Annotated in this window: 17 protein-coding genes; 6 read left to right on the plus strand and 11 right to left on the minus strand. The window is 70.6% G+C overall.

Annotation, left to right across the window (positions count from 1 at the left end):
* Positions 1-340 precede the first annotated feature (340 nt).
* Both ABD912_RS04105 and ABD912_RS04110 read right to left on the minus strand, forming a co-directional pair.
* Positions 341-2,920, minus strand: a complete 2,580-nt coding sequence (locus tag ABD912_RS04105; RefSeq protein WP_345148677.1) for a LuxR C-terminal-related transcriptional regulator — start codon at positions 2,918-2,920, stop codon at positions 341-343.
* 136 nt (positions 2,921-3,056) lie between these two features.
* Positions 3,057-4,760 (minus strand): glycoside hydrolase family 3 protein, encoded by a 1,704-nt coding sequence (locus tag ABD912_RS04110; protein WP_345148679.1) that lies wholly within the window; start codon positions 4,758-4,760, stop codon positions 3,057-3,059.
* Positions 4,761-4,856: 96 nt separating this feature from the next.
* Between ABD912_RS04110 and ABD912_RS04115 the strand changes: the two genes are divergently transcribed.
* Positions 4,857-5,999, plus strand: a complete 1,143-nt coding sequence (locus ABD912_RS04115) for a glutamate--cysteine ligase (protein ID WP_345149401.1) — start codon at positions 4,857-4,859, stop codon at positions 5,997-5,999.
* A 30-nt stretch (positions 6,000-6,029) separates the two neighbouring features.
* Here the strand turns inward: ABD912_RS04115 and tsaD are convergent, their stop codons facing one another.
* Positions 6,030-7,106 (minus strand): tRNA (adenosine(37)-N6)-threonylcarbamoyltransferase complex transferase subunit TsaD, encoded by a 1,077-nt coding sequence (gene tsaD / locus ABD912_RS04120; protein ID WP_345148681.1) that lies wholly within the window; start codon positions 7,104-7,106, stop codon positions 6,030-6,032.
* 168 nt (positions 7,107-7,274) lie between these two features.
* Positions 7,275-7,457: a tautomerase family protein gene (locus ABD912_RS04125; RefSeq protein WP_345148683.1), complete on the minus strand. Its 183-nt coding sequence runs from the start codon at positions 7,455-7,457 to the stop codon at positions 7,275-7,277.
* A gap of 240 nt (positions 7,458-7,697) precedes the next feature.
* On the opposite strand from ABD912_RS04125, the gene ABD912_RS04130 reads away from it, so the two are divergent.
* Complete coding sequence (locus ABD912_RS04130) at positions 7,698-8,480, plus strand: 2-keto-4-pentenoate hydratase (protein WP_345148685.1); 783 nt, start codon at positions 7,698-7,700, stop codon at positions 8,478-8,480.
* A 186-nt stretch (positions 8,481-8,666) separates the two neighbouring features.
* Here ABD912_RS04130 and ABD912_RS04135 read toward each other — a convergent pair whose 3' ends face one another.
* A complete protein-coding gene (locus ABD912_RS04135; protein ID WP_345149402.1) occupies positions 8,667-9,782 on the minus strand; it encodes a fatty acid desaturase family protein in 1,116 nt (371 codons plus the stop codon).
* Between the two features lie 317 nt (positions 9,783-10,099).
* On the minus strand, positions 10,100-11,155 hold the full coding sequence (locus ABD912_RS04140) for a ferredoxin reductase (RefSeq protein WP_345148687.1): 1,056 nt from the start codon (positions 11,153-11,155) through the stop codon (positions 10,100-10,102).
* Positions 11,156-11,257: 102 nt separating this feature from the next.
* On the opposite strand from ABD912_RS04140, the gene ABD912_RS04145 reads away from it, so the two are divergent.
* Positions 11,258-12,508 (plus strand): PucR family transcriptional regulator, encoded by a 1,251-nt coding sequence (locus tag ABD912_RS04145; protein WP_345148689.1) that lies wholly within the window; start codon positions 11,258-11,260, stop codon positions 12,506-12,508.
* 14 nt (positions 12,509-12,522) lie between these two features.
* Here the strand turns inward: ABD912_RS04145 and rimI are convergent, their stop codons facing one another.
* Both rimI and tsaB read right to left on the minus strand, forming a co-directional pair.
* Entirely contained in the window at positions 12,523-12,963 is a 441-nt protein-coding gene (gene rimI, locus ABD912_RS04150) for a ribosomal protein S18-alanine N-acetyltransferase (protein ID WP_345149404.1), read from the minus strand.
* Between the two features lie 26 nt (positions 12,964-12,989).
* Positions 12,990-13,679: a tRNA (adenosine(37)-N6)-threonylcarbamoyltransferase complex dimerization subunit type 1 TsaB gene (tsaB, locus tag ABD912_RS04155; RefSeq protein WP_345148691.1), complete on the minus strand. Its 690-nt coding sequence runs from the start codon at positions 13,677-13,679 to the stop codon at positions 12,990-12,992.
* Positions 13,680-13,964: 285 nt separating this feature from the next.
* On the opposite strand from tsaB, the gene ABD912_RS04160 reads away from it, so the two are divergent.
* Positions 13,965-15,692 (plus strand): sensor histidine kinase, encoded by a 1,728-nt coding sequence (locus tag ABD912_RS04160; protein WP_345148692.1) that lies wholly within the window; start codon positions 13,965-13,967, stop codon positions 15,690-15,692.
* Positions 15,693-16,001: 309 nt separating this feature from the next.
* Here ABD912_RS04160 and ABD912_RS04165 read toward each other — a convergent pair whose 3' ends face one another.
* Positions 16,002-16,766, minus strand: a complete 765-nt coding sequence (locus ABD912_RS04165) for a response regulator transcription factor (protein WP_345148693.1) — start codon at positions 16,764-16,766, stop codon at positions 16,002-16,004.
* Between the two features lie 272 nt (positions 16,767-17,038).
* On the opposite strand from ABD912_RS04165, the gene ABD912_RS04170 reads away from it, so the two are divergent.
* Positions 17,039-17,671 carry a hypothetical protein gene (locus ABD912_RS04170; protein WP_345148695.1) on the plus strand — a complete coding sequence of 211 codons (633 nt, stop codon included), beginning with the start codon at positions 17,039-17,041 and terminating at the stop codon, positions 17,669-17,671.
* A 46-nt stretch (positions 17,672-17,717) separates the two neighbouring features.
* Here ABD912_RS04170 and tsaE read toward each other — a convergent pair whose 3' ends face one another.
* Positions 17,718-18,344 carry a tRNA (adenosine(37)-N6)-threonylcarbamoyltransferase complex ATPase subunit type 1 TsaE gene (gene tsaE / locus ABD912_RS04175; RefSeq protein ID WP_345148696.1) on the minus strand — a complete coding sequence of 209 codons (627 nt, stop codon included), beginning with the start codon at positions 18,342-18,344 and terminating at the stop codon, positions 17,718-17,720.
* Positions 18,334-19,524: an alanine racemase gene (alr, locus tag ABD912_RS04180; protein WP_345148697.1), complete on the minus strand. Its 1,191-nt coding sequence runs from the start codon at positions 19,522-19,524 to the stop codon at positions 18,334-18,336. The genes tsaE and alr overlap by 11 nt, the downstream gene beginning before the upstream one ends.
* A gap of 440 nt (positions 19,525-19,964) precedes the next feature.
* On the opposite strand from alr, the gene ABD912_RS04185 reads away from it, so the two are divergent.
* Positions 19,965-21,107: a hypothetical protein gene (locus ABD912_RS04185; protein ID WP_345148698.1), complete on the plus strand. Its 1,143-nt coding sequence runs from the start codon at positions 19,965-19,967 to the stop codon at positions 21,105-21,107.
* Positions 21,108-21,110: the final 3 nt, after the last annotated feature.

Consider the following 21,110-nt stretch of genomic DNA (forward strand, 5'->3'; position numbering starts at 1 on the left):
AGGCCGCCGCGGCACGCTTGGGGGGAAGCGCCGCGACGGCCTTGTGTTCTTCCAAAGGGCCATGGTCCCGAACGGGGGGCATGGGCCTTCGGGTGAAGGGCGCCGGGCTTTCGGGGGAAACAGCGGACCGTACGGTCGGCTTGCCCGGCATGCTGCGCCGCCAGTTGGGGGACTGAGGCGGCGCAGCCTCCAGTATGCCCGCTCCCCGGAGGCTGAAACGGGATTGGACCCGCGAGGTGGTGTTAATCACCCGTTCATTCACCCGTCGCCCGCGCCGTCCGGTCATCCACCGACCAGCCCGTCTGGCCGCCAGCCGGGGGAACCCCTGTCATCGGGCCCGCTATCCGCCGGGCCCGTCGACGATCCCGCGGGCTGCGGCGCGAAGCAGCGCTTCGGACCTGCTGGCCACCCCCAGTTTCCGGTAGATGTGCCTGACATGCGTCTTCACGGTGTTCAGGGACAAGTGCAGGTCGTCTGCCACGTCTTGGAGGGTGCGGTGGGAGACCAGGGATCGGAGGACTTCGGTTTCACGGTCGCTGAGTTCCTCCGCCGAAGGCACGTCGCCGATCTCCAGAACCGGTTTCAGGGCGGGCGGATGGAGCTCGGCCAGGATCCCCATCTGATGGAGGAGTCCGCGTTCGGCCTCGCTCAGGACCAGCCACGGGGTGCTGAGGCCGTTGTTTCGGCAGAGGGCATCCGCGGCGAGCGCGCTTTCCCGGGCAGTCCGGGCATCGCCTTTCATCGCGGCGGTGACCGCCCCCAGGAATGCGCCGACCGCCTGCCAGCGCGGCTGGTCCTTGTCGATGCGCGCCACGACGCGGCCCAGGTTGGTGGCCGACGCCCGGCCAGCCGCAAGAGCCAGTCGCAGGCCGAGCAGCTTTCCGACCACGGAGGCTTCCGCCCCCGTGCCCAGTAGGCGCTGGGCACCGGCCACGTCGCCAAGGATCATTCGGAGATAGGCCATGGACGCCTTGCGTTCGGCCTCGTCCACGCCGATCCGGGACTCGGCGGGGCCGGTTTCCGCCTCCAGTTCCAGCCGTTCCAGGCAGCGTTGCACCAGCGGCCGGCCGTCCGGTTCCGAGGCGGCGTAGCCGATCAGCCACAGGAATTCGGCAACGTTCCGGGCCCGCTGGAGCATATGCGCGGCGCGGCCCGTCCCGGCGGAGTCCAACAGGATGCGGGCACCGGAGAAGTCGCCCGACTCGGTGAGGAACAGGGCCTTGGCCACCCGGTACGCCGTACCGCGGTCGCCGGCCAGCCAGTCGGCGGGCCAGCCGCGCCGCTCCAGGACCTCGAGGGCGGAACCACAACGCTCCATGAAGCCGGCGAGCGCCAGGGCCAGCGCCTCCAGGCCTGCCGCCCGGAAGCGCGTGAGGTGGGTCTGCGCGCTGGCCCTGCGCTCCAGGACGGTGCGGAGGAGTTGGATGGCCACACCGTGCCGCTCCTCGTGGAGCAGGGTTTCGGCCGCAACCAGCGCCGCGCGGTCCGCGACCGCCTGGGCGTCCCCCTCGAAGCCTCCGGTGGACTGGACGAGGACAGCGACGCGGGTGGCGGCCTCGAGGCCGATGCGCCGGTCTCCGGCGAGGGTGGAATGGAAGGCGATCAACGAATCGAAGACGCAGCGCCGCAGGGGGTCGCGTCGCCAGGCCTTGGCGACGCGGGGGTCCTGGAGCTGCTTCTGCAGCTCGGCCAGGAGGGAGGGGTCCCAGGCGGCAAAGTCGCGGGCGGCCCAGTCCATGGTGAAATCCAGGTGGTCCAGCAGCAGCGTCCGGGGGCCCGGCTCGGGGACGGAGCGGCGGACGGAAAACCACTGCTGCGGGGTCAGGGACTCGGTCTCCGTGATCCGCTGCAGGATCAGGGCGTCAATGTCCCGTCCCGGCAGGGCGGCCAGGGCCGCCTTGAGGGCGGGTGCGAACTCCGCGTGTTCGCCGGCCCAGTGGGCGATCCGCTTCTGCGCCACGGTGGTGTCCAGCCCCAGCCGGTCTTCGGCGATGATCCCGGCCCTGCGCCACGGCTCCACCACGCGGGTGCGCAGGAGCCCGCCACTGCTGCCGTAGTCGAGCAGGCCCAGCGCCTCGATCAGTTCCGTCACCCGTTCAACGGCGGCCGGGCCGGTTGATTCCTTAGGCAGGCCGGGGACGCCGTCGACCAGCGGGGCCAGCAGGTCAACATTGGTGGCGGCGGCGGTGTCGATGACGCGCAGCACCAAGGCGGCGAGGCCGTGGAGCGGCTCGGGAAAATCGAAAACCCAATGGCGTTCGTACACCATGCGGGCCAGCGCTTCCCCGGGGCGGAGGCGGATGGCGGTGTCCAGGTCGGCCGGGTCGCCCGGGTCGAAGGCGCCGAAGTACATCTGCGCCAGGCCGGGCAATCCTTGTGCAGCCTCCTGGAGCCGCTCGGCGAGTAGTGCCGACTCGGGGTAGCCGCGGCGCATCCCGAGCAGGTTCACCTCGGCTGCCGTGAAGGCGAGTTCGTCCAGGCGAATGATCCGCGTGGAGAAGGGCAGCGTCTCGGCCGCCAGTTCAAGGGAGGTCGGATGCCTCGTGGTCAGGATGATCCGCAGCTTGGGACAGCGGGCCAGCAGTTCGGGGATGGTTGAACCGGCCAGGGTCCGGACGGCGGCCGGGTCCTGTGCCCGCAGCCCGGAGTGGTCCAGCACCAGCACGCGCGGACCGGATCCAAGCTGCTCCACCGCGGCGAGGATCGTGTCCACGGTGGCGGTTGGTTCCCGCCCCGTGTCCCACCATCCATAGCCGGGCGCGTCGGCTCCCCCTGCACGCATCCGCTCCCGGACCCACTGCGCCACGGCAAACGTCTTGCCGGCAAAGGCGGGGGCACGCAGGATCGTTAGCCGCTGCGTGCCGTCGAGGGCCGCCGCGATCCGCTCCCTGGGCACGGCGATGCCTGCCGGTTCCGGCATGTGCTCCAGCAAATGGTGCCTCAGCTTGCATTCCTCCCCTGGCAGGACCGTGGTGGACGGATCGACCCAAGGGTAGCAATGGACGGACGTCACACCGGGGAGCGCACCGGCGAGAGCGATCCGCTGGCCAGGTTTGCTACGGACAGCCGGTACCCCGCGGGTACCGTCCGACGTCGGCGGGCAGCGTTCCGGGGGCCTCCGTCTTCCCGGCCAGCACGTCGGCGAGCGCGGTGAAGGATTGGGGGGTGCGGCCGTAGAGGGCGATCCGGGCGGTCCGCGCCGCGGATCCGGCCAAGCCCCACGGGGCGTCCAGGGCCACGACGATGTCCCCGGAGCCGGTGGCCTTCCCGCTTCCGAGCAGCCTCACCAGCGTCCCTCCCTTGGAGGATTCGGCGGAAGTCGCGACGTCCAGTCCGGCGGCTTCGGCCGCGCTGCGCAGCCGGGCGCGGTCCGTGGCGGTGCCGCCCTCGATCCGCAGCTTTCCGGAGACCAGCGTGCCGGAACATTTGCCGCTCACCACGGTGACGGCGGCGCGGGCGGCTTCGAGCCCCACCTTCCGGCCCGCGCCCGGGGCGGCCGGCGGAACCCGCGGCCAGTCCTGCCCCGTGCCCCCGAAGGCGGCCCCGGAAGCGGCCAGCCGTCCCTGCCAAAGCATCATCGCCCCCACCTTGGCGGCGGCCTCGTCCAGCCGGGCCTCGGGAATCTCGCCGGACCGGACGGCCTTCACGACGGCCGCATGGGCCGGGGCGATCGCCTCCGGCATCAGCAGCAGGTCGGCCCCTGCCTTGAGCGCCTCCACGGCGGCCCTGCCGTTCGGGTAGGCCTCCGTGACGGCACCCATGTTCAGTGCATCGGTGACCGCGACGCCGTCGAAATCCAGCCCGTCCAGCTTCCGGTAGCTGGCGGCGGACAGGGAGGCCGGCACCCCCTTCTCGAGTTCGGTGACCGCGATGTGCCCCATCATGACCATCGGCGCCCCGGCCTCCACGGCGTCCCGGAACGGCACCCAGTCCCGGTCGGACAGCTTCCGGACGGAGGTGTCCTGCGCCGGCAGCCCCACGTGGGAGTCCGTGGTCACCGAGCCGTGCCCGGGAAAGTGCTTGACGGAGGGCAGCACCCCCGCGTCCAGCGCGCCGGCGACCGCGGCAACGGTGTGCCCGGCCACGGCCTCGGCATCGTCGCCGAAGGAGCGGGAGCCGATCGTGGGGTCGGAGGCGCCGGCCGTCACGTCCGCGATCGGGGAGAAGTTCACGGTGAAGCCCAGCCGGGCGAGCTCGGCATCCATGGCGGCCTGCGCCCGCCGGGTCAGGCCGGTGTCCCCCGCGGCCCCGAACGCCATGGGCGTCGGCCATTCCGTCAGCGGTTCCTTCAGCCGCTGCACCACCCCGCCCTCCTGGTCGACGGCCACGATTCCGGGCCAGTCCCGCCCGGCGGAGAGCGCCTCCCGGAAGTCCCCGACGATGTCGGCCAGCTTGTCCGTGTCCGCCGCGGAGGTGCCGCCGGTGGTGGGGACGTTGTCGCCCATGATGATCACCCCGCCCAGGTGCAGCTTCTTGGCGAGTGCAAGTTCGGCGTCCGGCTCCACGCCGGCGTAGTGGTCGATGAGGACCTGCCCGGCCTTCTCCTCCAGGTCCATGCCGGCAACGGCGGCGCGGGCGGCCTCGACCTCGCTCGCCAGCGGGCCCCAGCCGGTCGGCGGGTCCTGCACCGTGGCGGACGACGGCGGCGGTGTGCCGGCCGCCGTCGTGCCGCCGCCGTTGGGCGCCGGGCCGGTGCAGGCTGTCAGGGCGGTGCCCGCAGCCAGCATCAGGACGGCCATTGTCCGGGTAAAGCGCACCACGACCCCAGTCTACGGGCCGATAGGATGGTGGTATCGGCCGCCCCACCCCCCTGGGGCCCCGTAGCTGATGGAGCCCCTTACCTGATGGAGCACGGATTGAAGATCGAGTTTGCGCAGTCGGGGCAGTCATCCCTCGGCGTCGAATGGGAAATCGCCCTGGTCGACAAGCAGACCCGGGACCTGCGCCCGGTGGCGGAGGACGTGCTGCGCGGGGTGCACGAGCTGCACGGCGAACTCGACCCCGACGAGGAGCACCCGCACGTCAAGCAGGAACTGCTGCTGAACACCATCGAGATCGTCACCGGGGTGTGCTCGACGGTGGCCGAGGCCAAGGACCAGCTGCGCTACAACCTCGGGGCCGTGCGCGAGGTCACCGACCCGATGGGCGTGGACCTGTACTGCGCCGGATCGCACCCGTTCGCGCCGCCGAAGCTGCAGCAGGTGACGGACAAGGAACGCTACGCCAAGCTGATCGACCGCACCCAGTGGTGGGGCCAGCAGATGGTGATCTACGGGGTGCACGTGCATGTGGGCCTGGACCGCTGCGCCAAGGCGCTGCCGGTGGTGGACGGGCTGATCAACTACCAGCCGCATTTCCAGGCGCTTTCGGCCTCCAGCCCGTTCTGGGGCGGCGAGGACACCGGGTACGCGAGCCAGCGCGCGCTGATGTTCCAGCAGCTGCCCACCGCCGGCATCCCCTACCACTTCGACACCTGGGCCGCCTACGAGGGCTACGTGGCGGACATGCTGCACACCGGGGTCATCGACGACATCTCGGAGATCCGCTGGGACGTGCGCCCGGTGCCCCGCTTCGGGACCGTGGAGATGCGCATCCCGGACGGGATGTCCTCGCTCAAGGACGTCGGCGCGATCGCCGCACTGACCCAGTGCCTGGTCGATGACATGTCCACCACCCTGGACAACGGCGGCAGCATCCCCGTCATGCCGCCGTGGTACCGCGTGGAGAACAAGTGGCGCGCGGCCCGCTACGGCATGGAGGCGATCATCATCCTCGATGCGGCCGGCAACGAGATGCTGGTCACCGAGCACCTTGAGCAGGAGCTGAACCGGCTCGAGCCGGTGGCGCGCAAGCTCGGCTGCGCGGACGAGCTCGCCGACGTGGAGCGGATCATCAGGGGCGGGGCCGGGTACCAGTGGCAGCGGGAGATCGCCGCGGCAAACGCCGGGGACCTGCGCGCGATCGTCGCGGACAACGTGGCCCGCATGCACTCGGTCTGACTCCGGGATTTCGCCACCTCCCAGGCTGCCTCAGAGGGTGATCGCGGTGACCGGCTGGCCGGAGTCCGCGGCGAAGCCGATGCCGCTGGGTGCGCCGCCGGCCATGACCACCTGCGCAGCCAGGGCCGCCACCATCGCCCCGTTGTCCGTGCACAGGCCGGGCCGGGGCACGCGCAGGGCGATCCCGGCGGAGGCGCAGCGCGCTGCCAGCAGCTCGCGCAGCCGGGAATTGGCGGCCACTCCCCCGCCCAGCAGCAGGGTGGACATGCCGTGTTCGCGGCAGGCCAGCACGGCCTTGGAGGTGACCACGTCCACGACGGCCTCCTGGAAGCTGGCGGCGATGTCCGCGACCGGGACCTCCTCGCCGCGGGCCCGGTACTGCTCCACGCAGCGGGCGACGGCGGTTTTCAGGCCGGAGAAGGAGAAGTCGTAGCGGTGCTTGCCGGGGTTCTCGGCGGTGCCGGTGAACTTGGGCATGGTCAGGCCGCGCGGGAAGCGGATCGCCTTGGGGTTGCCTTCCTTGGCGATGCGGTCGATGACCGGCCCGCCCGGGTAGCCCAGCCCCAGCAGGCGGGCGACCTTGTCGTACGCCTCCCCGGCCGCGTCGTCGATCGTGGCGCCCAGCAGGGTGACGTCGCTGGCGAGCGCGTCGACCTTGAGGATCTCCGTGTGCCCCCCGGAGACCAGCAGCGCGCCGAGGCTCTCCGGCAGGTCCCCGCCGTCGAGCACGCCCACGCCCACGTGCGCCACCAGGTGGTTGATCGCGTAGAGGGGTTTTCCGGTGGCCAGCGCGAGCGCCTTGGCGGCGGCGACGCCAACCATCAGTGCCCCGGACAGGCCCGGGCCGGAGGTGACGGCGAGCGCGTCGACCTCCTCCAGCGTGACCCCGGCGGTGTCCAGGGCGGAACGCAGCGTCGGGACGAACGCGTCCAGGTGCGCCCGGGAGGCAATCTCCGGGATAACCCCGCCGAAGCGCACATGCTCGTCCATCGAGGAGGAAACCGCGTTGGCCAGCAGTTCGGTGCCGCGCACGATTCCGACGCCGGTCTCGTCGCAGGAGGATTCGATGCCAAGGACCAGGGGCGCGGTGGGCACGGGGGCAGACATGTCCACCAGTTTATCCTTCCCGTTTCGCCCTTCGTTTCGCCGAAGGGTCCCGCTCCCCTCTCCCGTTTCGCCAAAGGTTGTCGCTGGGTTTTACCCCCAAACCCGACATCATTCTTTGGCGAAACGGGAGGGGCGGACAGTGCCCTTTGGCGAAATGCGGACCCCGGATCACTCGGACTTGAGCCTGTCCCCCACCGCCCACAGGTCCGGCTCCACCTCAACGACCTGGACCCGCACCGTCTCCAGGGGAGCGGAGAGTTCCTCGGCAATCGTCGCCGCGACGGCCTTCGCGCATTGGCCCAGCAGCGCCCGGTCGCGCCCCTTGACAACCTTGATTTCGACGATGGGCATGGTTCCTCCTGGTTCGCGGGGCGCCGGCACGGCCTGCCGCGGCGCCGTTGGGCCCCGACACTACCCCACTGCCTGCGGCCTGCCCCGGAGGGGACGCCAGGTCCCGGGATGGCGCCGGCACGGTCCCTCTCCGTTCCCGCGCGTTCCGGCCCCGATCGTCCACCGCAGGCCACCGCACCGGATATCGTCAACCGCAGGACATTCCCCCGATCAGGACATTCCCCCGAGAGGAAACACGCCATGGCGAACTGGACCGTCGACTCCGCAGCGGAGTTCCTGCTGGCTGCCGAACGCAACCGCACCGACGTCGAACCGCTCACCGACGAATGGATTGAGCTGGATGCCGCCACCGGCCACCTCATCCAGGACGCGCTGATCGCCCGGAAGGTTGCCGCCGGAGAGGCCGTCACCGGGGTGAAGCTCGGCCTGACCTCCCGGGCCAAGCAGGAGCGCATGGGCATCGACAGCCCGCTGACCGCCGTCGTGACCGACGCGATGCAACTTCCCGAGGGAACGCCGGCCCCGTACTCCCGGCTCATCCACCCGCGCATCGAGCCGGAGATCGTGTTCGTCATGGCCCGCGACCTGGAGGGCCCCGGCGTGGACGCCGAGGCCGCTCTGGCCGCCGTCGGCACGGTCCACGCCGGGTTCGAGATCATCGACAGCCGGTACAGGGACTTCCGCTTCCGGCTGCCGGACGTCATTGCGGACAACGCGTCCTCGGCCTGCTTCGTGGTCTCCGGGCGCGCTTTCAGCCCGGCCGAGCTGGACCTTGCCGCCGAGGAAGTGGTGGTCAAGGTCGACGGCGTCGAGGTGGACCGGGCCACCGGCGCGGCCGTGCAGGGTCACCCGGCCGCCGCGCTGGCGCTGGCCGCCAATGCGCTGGCGCGGCAGGGCAAGCGCATCCCGGCCGGTTCGCTGGTGCTCACCGGCGGCCTGACCGACGCTGTGGCCATGGCCCCCGGCTCCAGCTTCACCGCCGAGTTCGCGACCCTGGGGACCGTGGAGATCCCGGCCGGCTAGGGCATGGCTGCGCTCCGCGCATTTCGCCAAAGGATCCGTTTCCGCTCCCCCGTTTCGCCAAAGGACGATGCCGGGTTTCACCCTGAAACCCGGCATCGTCCTTTGGCGAAACGCGAGGGGCGAGCGGCGTCCTTGGGCGAAACGGCCTGCCCCACCGCAGCCCCTGCCTTCGTAGGGGTGCGGCGGCTAGGAGCGGGCCGGCTTCCCGCCGCCGGGCAGCGCCAGCCGGAAGATCTTGCCCCAGGTGGAGCCGACCTGCTTCAGGAGGGGCCCCTCGTTGTAGGGCAGTCCGTAGCGCCGGCACAGGTCCTTGACCTTCGGCGCCACCTCCGCGTACCGGTTGGACGGCAGGTCCGGGAACAGGTGGTGCTCGACCTGGTGGGACAGGTTGCCGGTCATCAGGTGCATGAAACGGGATCCGGAGATGTTCGCGGAGCCGATCATCTGGCGCACGTACCAGTCTCCCCGGGTCTCGCCCTCCACCATGTCCTCGCTGAACGTGTCCGTCCCCTCCGGGAAATGCCCGCAGAAGATCACCGCGTGGGCCCAGACGTTGCGCACCGCGTTGGCGGTGAGCGTGCCGATCAGCGCCTGCTTGCCGGAGCCGGTGAGCATCGCCGCCGCCGGGGTGGCCGCATAGTCCTTGGTGAACTGCTTGGCGGCCTTCAGTCCCAGCGCCTTGAGGTCGCGCTTCATGGCGTCCTTGGACTTCCGGCCTTGCTTGAAGTCCTCGAGTTCCAGGTCGTAGATCGCGATCCCCCACTCGAACAACGGCGCCAGGATCGCGTTGTAGAGCGGGTTGCCCAGGTTGAAGGGCTTCCACGGCTGGGCCGGATCCATGCGCAGCAGGTTGTAGCCGATGTCGTTGTCCTTGCCCACCACGTTGGTCCAGCGGTGGTGCAGGTCGTTGTGGGTGTGCTGCCAGGACCGCGACGGGGTGACGAAATCCCACTCCCAGGTGCTGGAGTGGATGTCCGGATCGCGCATCCAGTCCCACTGTCCGTGCAGGACATTGTGCCCGATCTCCATGTTCTCGAGGATCTTGGCCACGGACAGCATCGCGGTGCCCGCAACCCAGGCCCCCTTGTTCCGGCTGCCCAGCAGGGCAACCCGCCCGCCGATCTCAAGCCCGCGCTGGATACGGATCATGCGGCGGATGTAGGCGGCGTCGGAGGCGCCGCGCTTGGCCAGCACGGCGTCGCGGATGGCGTCCAACTCGCGCCCGATCTCCGCGACCTGCGCGTCGGACAGGTGCGCGGCGGCCGGCGGGCGGACCAGCGGGCGCCCTTCGGTGGCGAGCATGCCGGGGCGCTTCTTCGCGGCGGGCACGACGGCGGCCGGCACGGTGCCTGCCGCGCCCGCCGCCGCGGTGCCCGCGCCGTCAGCCTTGCCATCCGTTGCCGGCACCCAGGACTTCGCACCGGGGGCACCGGTGGTCGCGTGCGGGGTGCCGGTGCCGTGGTGGTTCGCGGTTGTTGTCATACGGTGCTGCTCCTGAAGGCTTGGGGACTGGGGGTGTCGGCGGGTACGGTTCGCCGTCGAAATCCTGTGGGTGCGGGAAAGCGGTAGTGGCCGTTGGGGCCCGTTCCGATCCGAGTGCTGCGCGGCGTCCGGGCCGTTCAGAGGCCCAGGTTGACGGGTCCGGCGGCGGCCGAGACGCAGGTCTGGATCAGTTCTCCTGGCTCCCCGTGCACCTCGCCGGTGCGCAGGTCGCGCACCTGGCCGGAACGCAGGGGGATGAGGCAGCTGTGGCAGATGCCCATGCGGCAGCCGCTGGGAACCAGCAGTCCGGCGTCCTCGCCGACCTCCATCAGCGGCACGTCGCCGGGGGCCTCGACCTCGCGGTCGGAAAGCTCGAAGGTGACCAGACCGCCGTCTTCCCCGGCGCCGGCGGCCAGCGTGGTGTCGAAGCGTTCGATCGTCAGTCCGTCCCCGTTCGCCTCGGCCTCCCACAGGGCATCCGCGGCGGCGGCGAACCCCTCGGGGCCGCAGGCGTAGGCGGCGCGCTGGCGCCAGTCTGGGCAGATGGATTCGATCGCGGCGGGGGTGGAAAAGTCCAGCCGCCCGTCCGTCTCGGTGTAGCGCTGGGTGACGCGCAGGTTCGGGAACTGGTCGGCCAGTTCGGCCAGTTCCTCGCGGAAGAGGCTCGTCTCCGGCGTGCGGGCCGAATGGATGAGCACCACGTCCGCGTCGCGGCGGTGCGGGACCAGCGTGCGGATCATCGACATGACCGGGGTGATGCCGCTGCCGGCCGTGAGCATCAGCAGCGGGCGGGGACGCTCGGGCAGGGTGAAGTCGCCCTGCGGCGGCGCCAGGAACAAAACGTCGCCGGGCCGGGTGTTGTGGACCAGGGCGTCGGAAACGGCGCCCATGGCGGTGACGGTGACGGCCGGGTCTTCGCCGGCGGCGGTGCTGAGGGAATAACTGCGCCAGTGGCGCACGCCGTCCAGTTCGACGCCGATGCGGGCCCACTGGCCGGCCTCGTGGGCCTTCCAGCCGCGTCCGGGGCGGAAGTGGATGGTGGCGGAATCCGCCGTTTCGGCATCGACCCGAGTCACGACGCCGCGCAACTGGCGGGTCGAGTAGATGGGGTCGAACAGCGCGAGGAAATCCTCGGGGGCTAGCGGGGTGGTGAACAACGATGCGGCTTGTGCCAGCTTACGGAGCCGGATCATGTTTTCTACACTACGGGCAAAAAGGAAGGATTTCTTCCGGGCGGGACATACGATTGTGGTGGAAAAACTATTGCGCGGCAACAAAAAGCTTCCGGAGGGATAATGGAAACGGCCAAGGGCGGCACAACCCAACACGGCGCATCCGAGCACGTCACGGACGGCCCGCCCCGGCCCCGGGACGAGTTCCCCCTGGACCCGCCGTGGCTGCAGCTTCCCCCGGAGGTCGGCGAATTGCTGCGGCCCATGCTGCCGGGAGTCGTGCATGCACTCATCGATGCCATCCCGCTCATGGTGCCGGCCTATGCCCGGCCCATCGAGGGCCGGTTCGGGCGCGGCGTGCGGAAGGGAACCACGGTGGCGCTGGAGCGGTTCCTGCAACTGCCCGGGACCCGCCTGCCCGCGCTGAACGAGGAGAGCCGCATGCTGGTGGCGGGCCTGGGCAGCGGAGAGTTCCGGCAGGGCCGTTCCATGGATGCGCTGCTGGGAGCCTATCGCGCCGGGGCGCGGGTGACGTTCCGCGAACTCTCCAAGGCCTCGGTGGAGCACGGGTTGGGCATGTCCGTGGTGGTGAACCTGGGCGAATCGATCCTGGCCTACATCGACGAGCTCTCGGCGGTGAGCGCCGAGGCCTACGCCTTTGCCCAGTCCGAGCGGGCCGGGGAGATGGACCGCCGGCGCACCCAACTGCTGGAGCTGCTGCTGCTGGGCCACGGGGACGAGGCCTCCGTGCGCCAGGCCGCCGCCATGGCGGACTGGTCCCTCCCGTCCCGCCTGGCCGTGGTGACGCTTCCGGTGGAGAAGGCCGAGGGACTGCGGCTGGGGCTGGGCCCGGGCGCCCTGGTGGTGGAGCGCGAAACCGACGTCGTCGCCCTGGTCCCGGCGGGAGCGTCCAAGCGGTCCCGCGCCGCGCTGGCCCGGACGCTGCGGGGCCGCGGGGCCTCGATCGGTCCGGGCGGCGGGTGGGAGCGGATTCCCGATTCGCTGCGCCTGGCCATGCAGGCCGCCTCAGTGCTGCCGCCGCGGGACGGGGAGGCCGCTCCCCCGATCTGGGCGGACGAGCACCTGGCCGAAGTGGTGCTGGGGACGGAGCCGTCGGCGCTGGCCGAGCTCGCTGTCCGCAGGCTCGCACCACTGGAGGGGCTGCGCCCGACCCAGCGGGAGCGGCTGGCCCAGACCCTGCACTCCTGGCTGCGGCACTGGGGCCAGCGCACCCCGATCGCCGCCGAGTTGGGGGTGCATCCCCAGACCATCGGCTACCGCACCACGCAGCTGCGCGACCTTTTCGGGGAGGACCTGGATGATCCGCAGGTGCGGTTCGAGCTGGAACTGGTGCTCAACGCCGGCCACCGCTAGCGGGCGTCCGGGGCCTACGCCTCGAACTGTTCCCGGAGCACCTTGCGCATGATCAGCGCGTCCACGCCGTCGCGGTAGTAGCGCGGACGGACATGGATTTGCTCGAACCCAAAGCGCAGGTACAGCTCCTGGGCGCGCGGGTTGTCCGCGCGCACCTCCAGCAGCACGTCCTCCGCCCCGCGCCGGCGGGCCTCCTCGATCAGGCCGGCCAGCAGGGCGGAGCCGATCCCGCGGCCCTCGCAGGCCGGAACGACGGCGATGGTCTGCACGTCCGCCAGCGGCAGCACGCACATCATCCCGCAGTAGCCGACGATCTCCCCGCCAAGCTCGGCCACCCAGTACAGCCGCGTGTCGGTCTGGGAGAGCTCGTCGTGGAACATCTGCTCCGGCCACGCGTCGACCGGAAACAGCCTCCGCTCCAGCTCCCAGACCGTGGGAATGTCCGCGGCGGCCATCGGACGGATCGTCGCGCCGGCGCCGGTCACGGGGTGTGCCCCTGCATCGCGGCCGGAACCTTCGCGTCGGATTCGCGCAGGTACAGCGGGGTGGTGGCCAGCAGGTCCTCGCCGCGCGCCAGCTTCTCCAGGGCCGAGGCGCCCAGCGAGGCCGCGGTCGGCTGGCGGTCGCGGAAGCGTTCGACGGCGGGTGCCCCGGCGGCGGCGAGCCGATCCGCGTAGAGCCCGGCCCCGGCGCCGCACACCGGTCCTTCGGGCAGGTGCCCGGGGACGGAGACGTGCGGTCCCTCGTCCAGGGAGCCGTCGGCGGCATAGCGGGCCCAGTACAGTTCCTTGCGCCGGGCGTCGATGGCCACGGTGAACCCCTGTGCGGGCGCCTCCCCAGCGGCCAGCACGTCCCAGGCGATCGCGTCCAGGCTTACGGCGCCTTCCACCGGCACGTTCCAGGCGAATCCGAGGGCGCGGGCGGTCGCGATGCCCACGCGCAGGCCGGTGAACGGGCCGGGCCCGACGCCGACGACGATCCGGTCCAGCTCCGCCCCGGCGACGCCGGCTTCGGCAAGCAGCCCCTGGATCGCCGGGGCCAGGACCTCGGCGTGGGTATTGGTCTCAGTGGAAGCGAAGGAGGCAAGGACCTCGGCGGCACCGTCCGTGCGGGTGCTGCGCAGGAGCGCCGCGGAGGCGATGGCTGAGGTGTCGATGGCCAGAATAAGCACCCTGACATCCTAGTCCGCCGCGGGAGGTGCGCCCATGGCGGCCGGCGCCGACGCCGGGCGCGGCTCCCCACTCCCAGGCGGCTCCCGCTCTAACGTCCAGGCGACTCCCACACCTCGCTTCGCTCGGTGCGGGTCCCTCGCCGCCTAGCGTCCAGGCGACTCCCACACCTCGCTTCGCTCGGTGCGGGTCCCTCGCCGCCTAGACTTGGGGCTACCGCGTCCACCCGGGCCCGCGTGTGTTTCCGCAAGCCACCCCGACGTTGTCTCCAAGGCGGTTCCCACCCGATGCAGATCCCCCTGATCCGGTCCTTGATCGGCCCGGTGCTGTTCCATGAGCTGCCGCTGGCACGCAAGGTCAATCTCAGCCAGTTGCCGATGACCCTCCTGGTGCCCCTGGTGCTGGCCCTGGCCTACGTCACCAACCCGGAGACGGCGTTCAGGGAGCCCGTGTTCCTGGTCGGTGCGGCCATGGTCCTGCTCATTTCGGCGGTCACCGCCGTGCTTCCGTGGGACAGGTTCCCGCGACGGGCCCACCTGGTCATCCCCGCCCTGGACCTGGTGGCGATCTTCCTCATCAGTCTGGGCGGCTACCAGGTCCTCATTGCTCTGCCCTTCCTCTCCGGAATACCGATCTTCTGGATGGCCTGGTCCGGGATGATTCCGCGCACCACGGTGGCGGTGTCCCTCCTCGCCCCGCTGGCCATGTTCTGGAGCCAGGCCGTGCATGCCGGCAGGCCGCTGGCGAGCGAGGTACTGGGCCGCCCGCTGGTTATCCCTTTTATGATGCTGGCCCTGGCGCTGGTCGTCATCGCCATCGAAAGCAGCACCACCCGCCAACACGGGAGCATCAAAGAGGCCTACGCCGAGAGCCATCGCCAGGAGAAGCTGCTCAACGCCGTGCTGAATGCCGCCAACGTCGGGCTGGTCGTTTTCGACGCGGAGGGAAAGATTGTTTTCATCAACGAACTGCAGCATCGCCTGCGCCTGAGCAGCCTCAAGCCCGGCCACGAGCCGGAGAGCGAATCGAGCCTGGAACTGTATGGCGCCGATGCGTGGGGACGCCCCGAGGCCCGGGAACTGCCCGCGGAGGAGCGTCCGCTCCACCGCGCCCTGCGGGGAGAGGAGTTCTCGGACGATCTGGTGTGGGTCGGCCCCCCGACGAACGGCAGGCAGGCCCTCACGGTCTCCGCCCGGCCCCTGTTCGACGACGGGAACCGCCCGGCGGGCGGGGTGCTGGTCTTCAAGCAGGTCACCGACCTGATCGGCGCCCTGCACGCCAAGGACAGGTTCCTTTCCAACGTGAGCCACGAGCTACGCACTCCGTTGACCTCCATCCTCGGCTATGTGGACCTACTGGAGGACGACCCCAGCCTGCAGCCCTCCGCCCGGTCCGGGCTGCAGATCGTCAGCCGCAACGCCCGGCGGCTGGACCGCCTCGTGGACGACCTGCTCACGGCCGCGGCGGACCGGCTCGATTTGCGGTCCCAGCCGCTGGATCTGGGCCGGGTGGTCAGCAGCTGCGTCCGTTCCGCGGATCTGCGCGCCGCGGCCGGAGACCTGGTCCTTGAGCGGGACATCCCCTCCGGCATCCGCGTGTTCGGCGATCCGATCCGGCTGGGCCAAGTGGTGGACAACCTCATCTCCAACGCCATCAAGTACACCCCGGAGGGCGGTCGGGTCCACGTGGCCCTCCGGTTGGACCGTGGCGGCGACGGAACGCAAGCCGCCGTCGTGACGGTGGCTGACACCGGCATCGGCATGGACGCGGCGGAGCTTGAACACCTGTTTGACCGGTTCTTCCGGGCCGAGCGAGTCCGCCGTGCGGCAATCGCCGGCGTTGGGCTGGGCATGCCGATCACGAAGGAACTGGTGGAGGCCCACGGCGGGGAGATTGCGGTGGAGAGCGAGCCCGGCGCGGGCAGCACGTTTACGGTACGGCTGCCGCTGCTGACCCCGGGACAGTCGGAAGCCGGTCAGGCGGAGGCGGCAGCGCACAGCCGGCAGGAAGCCTAGCCCTCCGGGTCCCGCCCCGGTTGCACCCCCCAAGACTGCAACCGCGGCGCCCCCGGGACCCGCCGGCACGCGCGAAGTCGCTGGTCGTGCCGAATGGCGGACGGCACGGTTTCCCCGGAAAGCCGCAGTCCGCCAGAAGATCAATCGTCTCCCACGAACCTTCAAGATCCGCTCCGGAATCCGTGCATAAAATCCTCAGCGTTGGCGCATCCCGCCAGGGGCCCGTACCAAATCTTGGGTTCCCGGGAGGGTGTTCCTTGAGACTGGGGGCGAAAATCCCTCCGGGCACCTGCCCGGCCGGCCGCACGGCTAGCGGTGCGGCGCCGCCCGGTAGCCGATGCCGCGCACCGTTTCGATCCAGCGCGGTTCCCCTGTCCGGTCGCTCAGCTTGCGGCGCAGGTTGCCCACGTGCACCTCCACGGCGCGTTCGTCGGCCGGGACCACCAGCGTTCCGGAGTCGAATCCGTCGCCGCGCAGGAAGCGGACCAGTTCGGATTTGGAGCGCACCAGGCGTCCGCCGGAGAGCAGCACATGCAGGAGCAGGAATTCGGAAGGGGTCAGCGGCACCGGAGCCCCGTCCACCGAGACCGAGTGCTCCGAGGGATCCAGCACCAGTCCGTTCAGCTCCAGCATCTCGTTCCGTTCCACCGGTTTGGCGGCGGGGAGCGAAACCGGGCGGGGCGGCGCGGGCGCACCCCGCTTCCTTCGCCGGCGCATCATGGCCTCCACGTGGGCGCGCAGCTCGCGGGGACGGAACGGCTTGGTGATGTACATGTCGGCGCCGATTTCCAGCCCCTGGATCGCATCGATCTCGTCGGTGCGGGCGGTCACGATCACGATGTGCACGTCCGCGTTTCGGAGCCGGACGCGGCGGACCACCTCGAAGCCGTCGATGTCCGGCAGGCCCACGTCCAGGGTCACCAGGTCGGGGGCGTGCGCCTGCACCAGGCTTATCCCCTGCCACCCGGTCTCGGCCACATGGACCTCGAAGCCCGACTGGGCCAGGATCGCCGCGAGGAGGACACGAATGTCCTCGTCGTCCTCCACCACGATGGCGACACGCCGTTCATCCATGATCCACCTCCCTCGGGTCCCCTGCCCTATCTAGTGCCAGTCTACGAGGTGCTTCGGCCCCAGAAGAGGCAATCCCGTCTATGACTGGCAACTTTTTTGTTCCGCGTGTGGATTTTCTGTGTACTTGGCGCATCCCGCCAGACCCCGGGGTGCCGTGACGGGCAAATCCGGCGCCGGGCACCCTGCGGGGATTCCCCCGCCCGGGCCGGAAGAGGCCTACACTTCGGGTATCGCGCAGATCACATCGGCGGGATTTGGGGGAAGGCGGGGCCATGGGGGAACTGATCAGGCTCACCGAACACGGACTTGCCCGACGACGGCGGATGGGCTGGCAGCCGCGCCCCCACCGGTGGGCGCACGGCGCGGCTTCACCCGCACCCGGCGATGCCGCGCCGGAACGGCCGATCGATCTCGCCGCGGCCCGCCTGCGCCGGCGCACCCGCCGGGAGGATACCAGCGTGGTGCATGTGCATTTTGGCCCCGCACCGCCACGCAGGCCCGGACCACCAATCAGGCCCGTCTCAGGCGTTTCCGGCGGTTCCCGTTCCGGGAGCGCCCCTTCCGGCGTCCCCGAAACCGGCCTCCTGCGCCTGGTCGTGCGGGACGCCTGCTCCCCCGGCCCCGAGGATTCCGGGCCGGCCTGCGGCACCTTCAGCCTGGAGCGCCGGCCGCGGATCACCGGACGGCAAAACCCCGGCATGCTGCTGTCCGTGGAGACGGGAACCTGGGCCCCTGAGCCGGGCCGCCTCCGCTACCGGTGGTACCGCGACGGCCACCCGATCCACCGGGCCACCGGTCCCCGCTACAGGGTGGATGCCGAGGACCGCGGCGCCAGGCTCAGCGTCAAGGTCACCGCGGTCCGTGAGGGCTTCGCCCCGCGCACCGCCACCGCCACGCTCCACTAGGTCTACTGACGCCCCGCCAGGTGCACTGATTAGGGACGCCGCGGCGCTAAGGCTGGATTGGGCGCACGTCCTGCCACCGGGGCCCGTAGGCCTCGATGCGGATGGTGCGCGGGTCGGCTGCGTCCGTTTCCTCGAAGTCGAAGACCAGCTCGTCCCCGGCCTGTTCGCCGGTTGCGCGCAGCAGGGTGATGTCCAGCCGCGAGTCGCTGAGCGGTTCCACCTTGCCGCGGCCCCACTCGACCACGGTCACGGACGTGGCCAGCGTCGACTCCAGGTCGATGTCATCCAGCTCCCCGGCGGAGTCCAGCCGGTAGGCGTCCACGTGCACCAGGTCGGGTCCGCCGACCAGGGACGGATGGATCCGCACCAGCACGAACGTCGGGGAGATGATTCCGGGCCGCACGCCCAGCCCCTCCCCGAGGCCCTGCGTGAACGTCGTTTTCCCGGCGCCGAGTTCGCCGGAGAGCACCAGCAGGTCGCCGGCCCGCAGCCCGGCAGCCAGCCGCGCCGCGAACGCCCGGGTGGCTTCGGCGTCGTCGGCCCGCACTTCGGCCGTCCACGCCGGCCGCTCACGAAGGAGGCCCTGCTCACCCGCGCGCGCATCCCCTGCACGCGCGACGCCGGCCCCGGTGCCGCCGTCGTGCTCCGCGCCCGCGGCCGGCTCACTCGCCATGTTCGCCCCAGCTGCCTTCCACGTAATGGCGCGGCACGCGCTCGGAGATGCGCGTGACCATCTCATAGTTGATGGTTCCGGCGGAGGCCGCCCACGCCTCCGCGGCCGGTCCCCCGTCGCCGAACAGCACCGCCTCGGCACCGATCAGGTCCGCCGGCTCGACGTCCGCGCCCATGTCCACCACGAACTGGTCCATGGCCACGCGGCCGCTGCTGCGGCGCAGCGCGCCGGCAACCAGCACCGGCGCGGCCTGGGCGGTCCGCGGGATGCCGTCGGCGTAGCCGAGCGGGACCAGCGCCACGGTGGTGGGGCCGGCCGTGCGGTAGGTCAGCCCGTAGGAGATGCCCTGGCCGGCGGGCACGCGCTTGGCGTTGGCGACGCGGGCCACCAGCCGCATCGCCGGGCGCAGCCCCAGGTCCGCTGAGGTCTGGTCCGCGAACGGGCTCAGCCCGTACATGCCCAGGCCCAGCCGGACCATGTCGAAGTGCGTGTCCGGGCGGGAGAGGATGGCCGGGGTGTTGGCGGTGTGGCGGACCTCCAGGCCGAATCCGGCCTCCTCGGCGAGCGCGACGGCGGTACGGAACGCGGTGAGCTGTTCGTCGGTTTCGGGGCGCTCGGGTTCGTCGGCCACGGCCAGGTGGGAGAACACGCCGACCACCCGCAGGACACCTTCCTCCTGGTAGGCGGCAGCGGCGGCCAGCAGGTCCGGCCAGCCGTCGGGGGTGCACCCGTTGCGGCCCAGGCCGGTGTCGATCTTCAGGTGGATGCGGGCAGGCTGCGCCGCGGTGCGCGCGGCGGCCGCAATGTGGTCCAGGTCCCAGCCGGAGACGCCCAGGTCGATGTTGGCGGCGATCGCTTCGGCGAAGGGGGTGTCGGTGGTGTGCAGCCAGGCCAGCAGCGGGGCGGTGAGTCCGGCGGCACGCAGCGCCAGGGCTTCGGTGGCGTGCGCCGTGCCCAGCCAGGTGGCGCCGGCCTCGAGGGCCGCCTTGGCGACCGGGAGGGCGCCGTGCCCATAGGCGTCCGCCTTGACCACGGCCATGACCTGCGCGGGCGCGGCAAGGTCGGCAATGCGGCGCACGTTGTGGCGGATCGCGGAGAGGTCGATCACGGCACGCCGTTCCCACGGCTGTTCGGCGGGAAGGGCGACTGCGGCGGAACTGGGCTCGATCTCGATACTCACCAATCCATTGTCCCAGACGCAGCCGATCCCTCCGTCGCCGGCAGTTCGAGCGGCCACTCTGCTCCACGACTGCCGGGCCGTCAACTTCCCACTGACCAAGTGTTTTAGATTACGAATTTTGTAAAAGGGTTCACAGGAAAATGAGCCTCCCGTAGAGTGTGCCGCGAGCGGGGAATCCAGGGGGGAACCGGGATTCACCGCTTGTTCGGGTACGCAAAAAAACCAGTTATTGGGGGACAAAAAATGCAACAGGACCGCTATCAGTTGGCCGATCGACGCCGGGCACGGAACCAGAAACTGGCAACCGCGGGGGTCATCCTCTTGGCTTTGGGTGTGGCCGCGGCCGTGGCGTACGCGCTGCTGTACGTCTAGCTGGGCACTTCCCGCTTGGCGGTAGCTGCCCATGCCGGCAGGCCGCCAAGCCGAGGATGATGGGCGCCATGGAGGATGACGCGTACGCCAGGAGACTGTTCGCCATCCTGACAAACCCGCATCCCACGGGAATCGATCCCGATGATCCGTACGGGCAGGCCGATGACGGGCTTGACCGCTACGACGGCTTTGGTCGGGACGTCTGGGTGGAATCGGTGAGGGTCGCCGACGGGGAATTCGGGGCGGAGCTCCACATCGAGTTCGGGCTGGCGCTTCCTTCGGGTCCGGACTGGAGGGGCGTGCCGCAATCGGGCACGCTCCGGCTCCCCGCCGCTGCGGAGTGGCGGGAGGTGAGCGGCTATGCGGATCCCGCGGCATACGCTCCAGTCGTGGCGCGCGAGGTGGAAATCGCCGCCGGCAGGCATGTCGAACGCCACCGGAGCCGCCCCGCTGCTTCGTTGGGGGCCGGCCCGGCTCGGCCGGTGCCACCCGGCCGGGATGCGCAGTGGCAGGTTCTCCTGGACGCGCTGGGAGGCGAGGGCGCCGTGGCTGAGGTCGGCCCCGGCAGGATCGAGGTCCGTGAGGCCGACCGAACCGTCGTCACGCTCGTCGTTAGTCCCGACCAGTGGGAACGAGTCCTCCTCGATCACACGTGGGGCGATGTCGACCTGTACTTCGCCGAGCTGCTCGGTCCGCGCCAGGAGGACGAGGCGTTCGTGGTGTTCTACAACGGCGATCTGTCCCGATCCACTCGCGAGAAGCTGCCGCCTGTCCGGGGCAGGGATGGCCCCGGCCCTCCCTGCGGCCCTAGGGCCGTTCTTCACCCGCTGGTCGATCAGTGCTCAGCCCGCGGCCTGACCCTCGCGGGCCACCTCCTCCAGAATCCTGGCTGTCGGCGATGCCGACATCAGCTGCCCTATCACATCGGGGTTGTCCCACACCTGGCTGCGCAGCCGTTCCAGAAAGACGGTCGCGGCGTCCTTGGTGTCGAAGTCAAGGAGCACGGCCACGTTGTTCTGGTCGTCCGTATCCCGAAATACCCGCACAGACCGGGCGCCCGACGCGGCGCGACCTGCGGGATCGCTGTCGAAGACTTTCTTGAATTCCGCGTAGTCCCGGACCGTATAGCCTATCTGCAAGGTGAACATCGTTGTTCCTTTCCCTCGTCTTGCGCCAGGACCACAATAGGCCGCCCAATATCATCCGGGTAGGGC

Source organism: Arthrobacter ginkgonis (assembly GCF_039540195.1).
GTDB classification, from domain to species: Bacteria; Actinomycetota; Actinomycetes; order Actinomycetales; family Micrococcaceae; genus Zafaria; species Zafaria ginkgonis.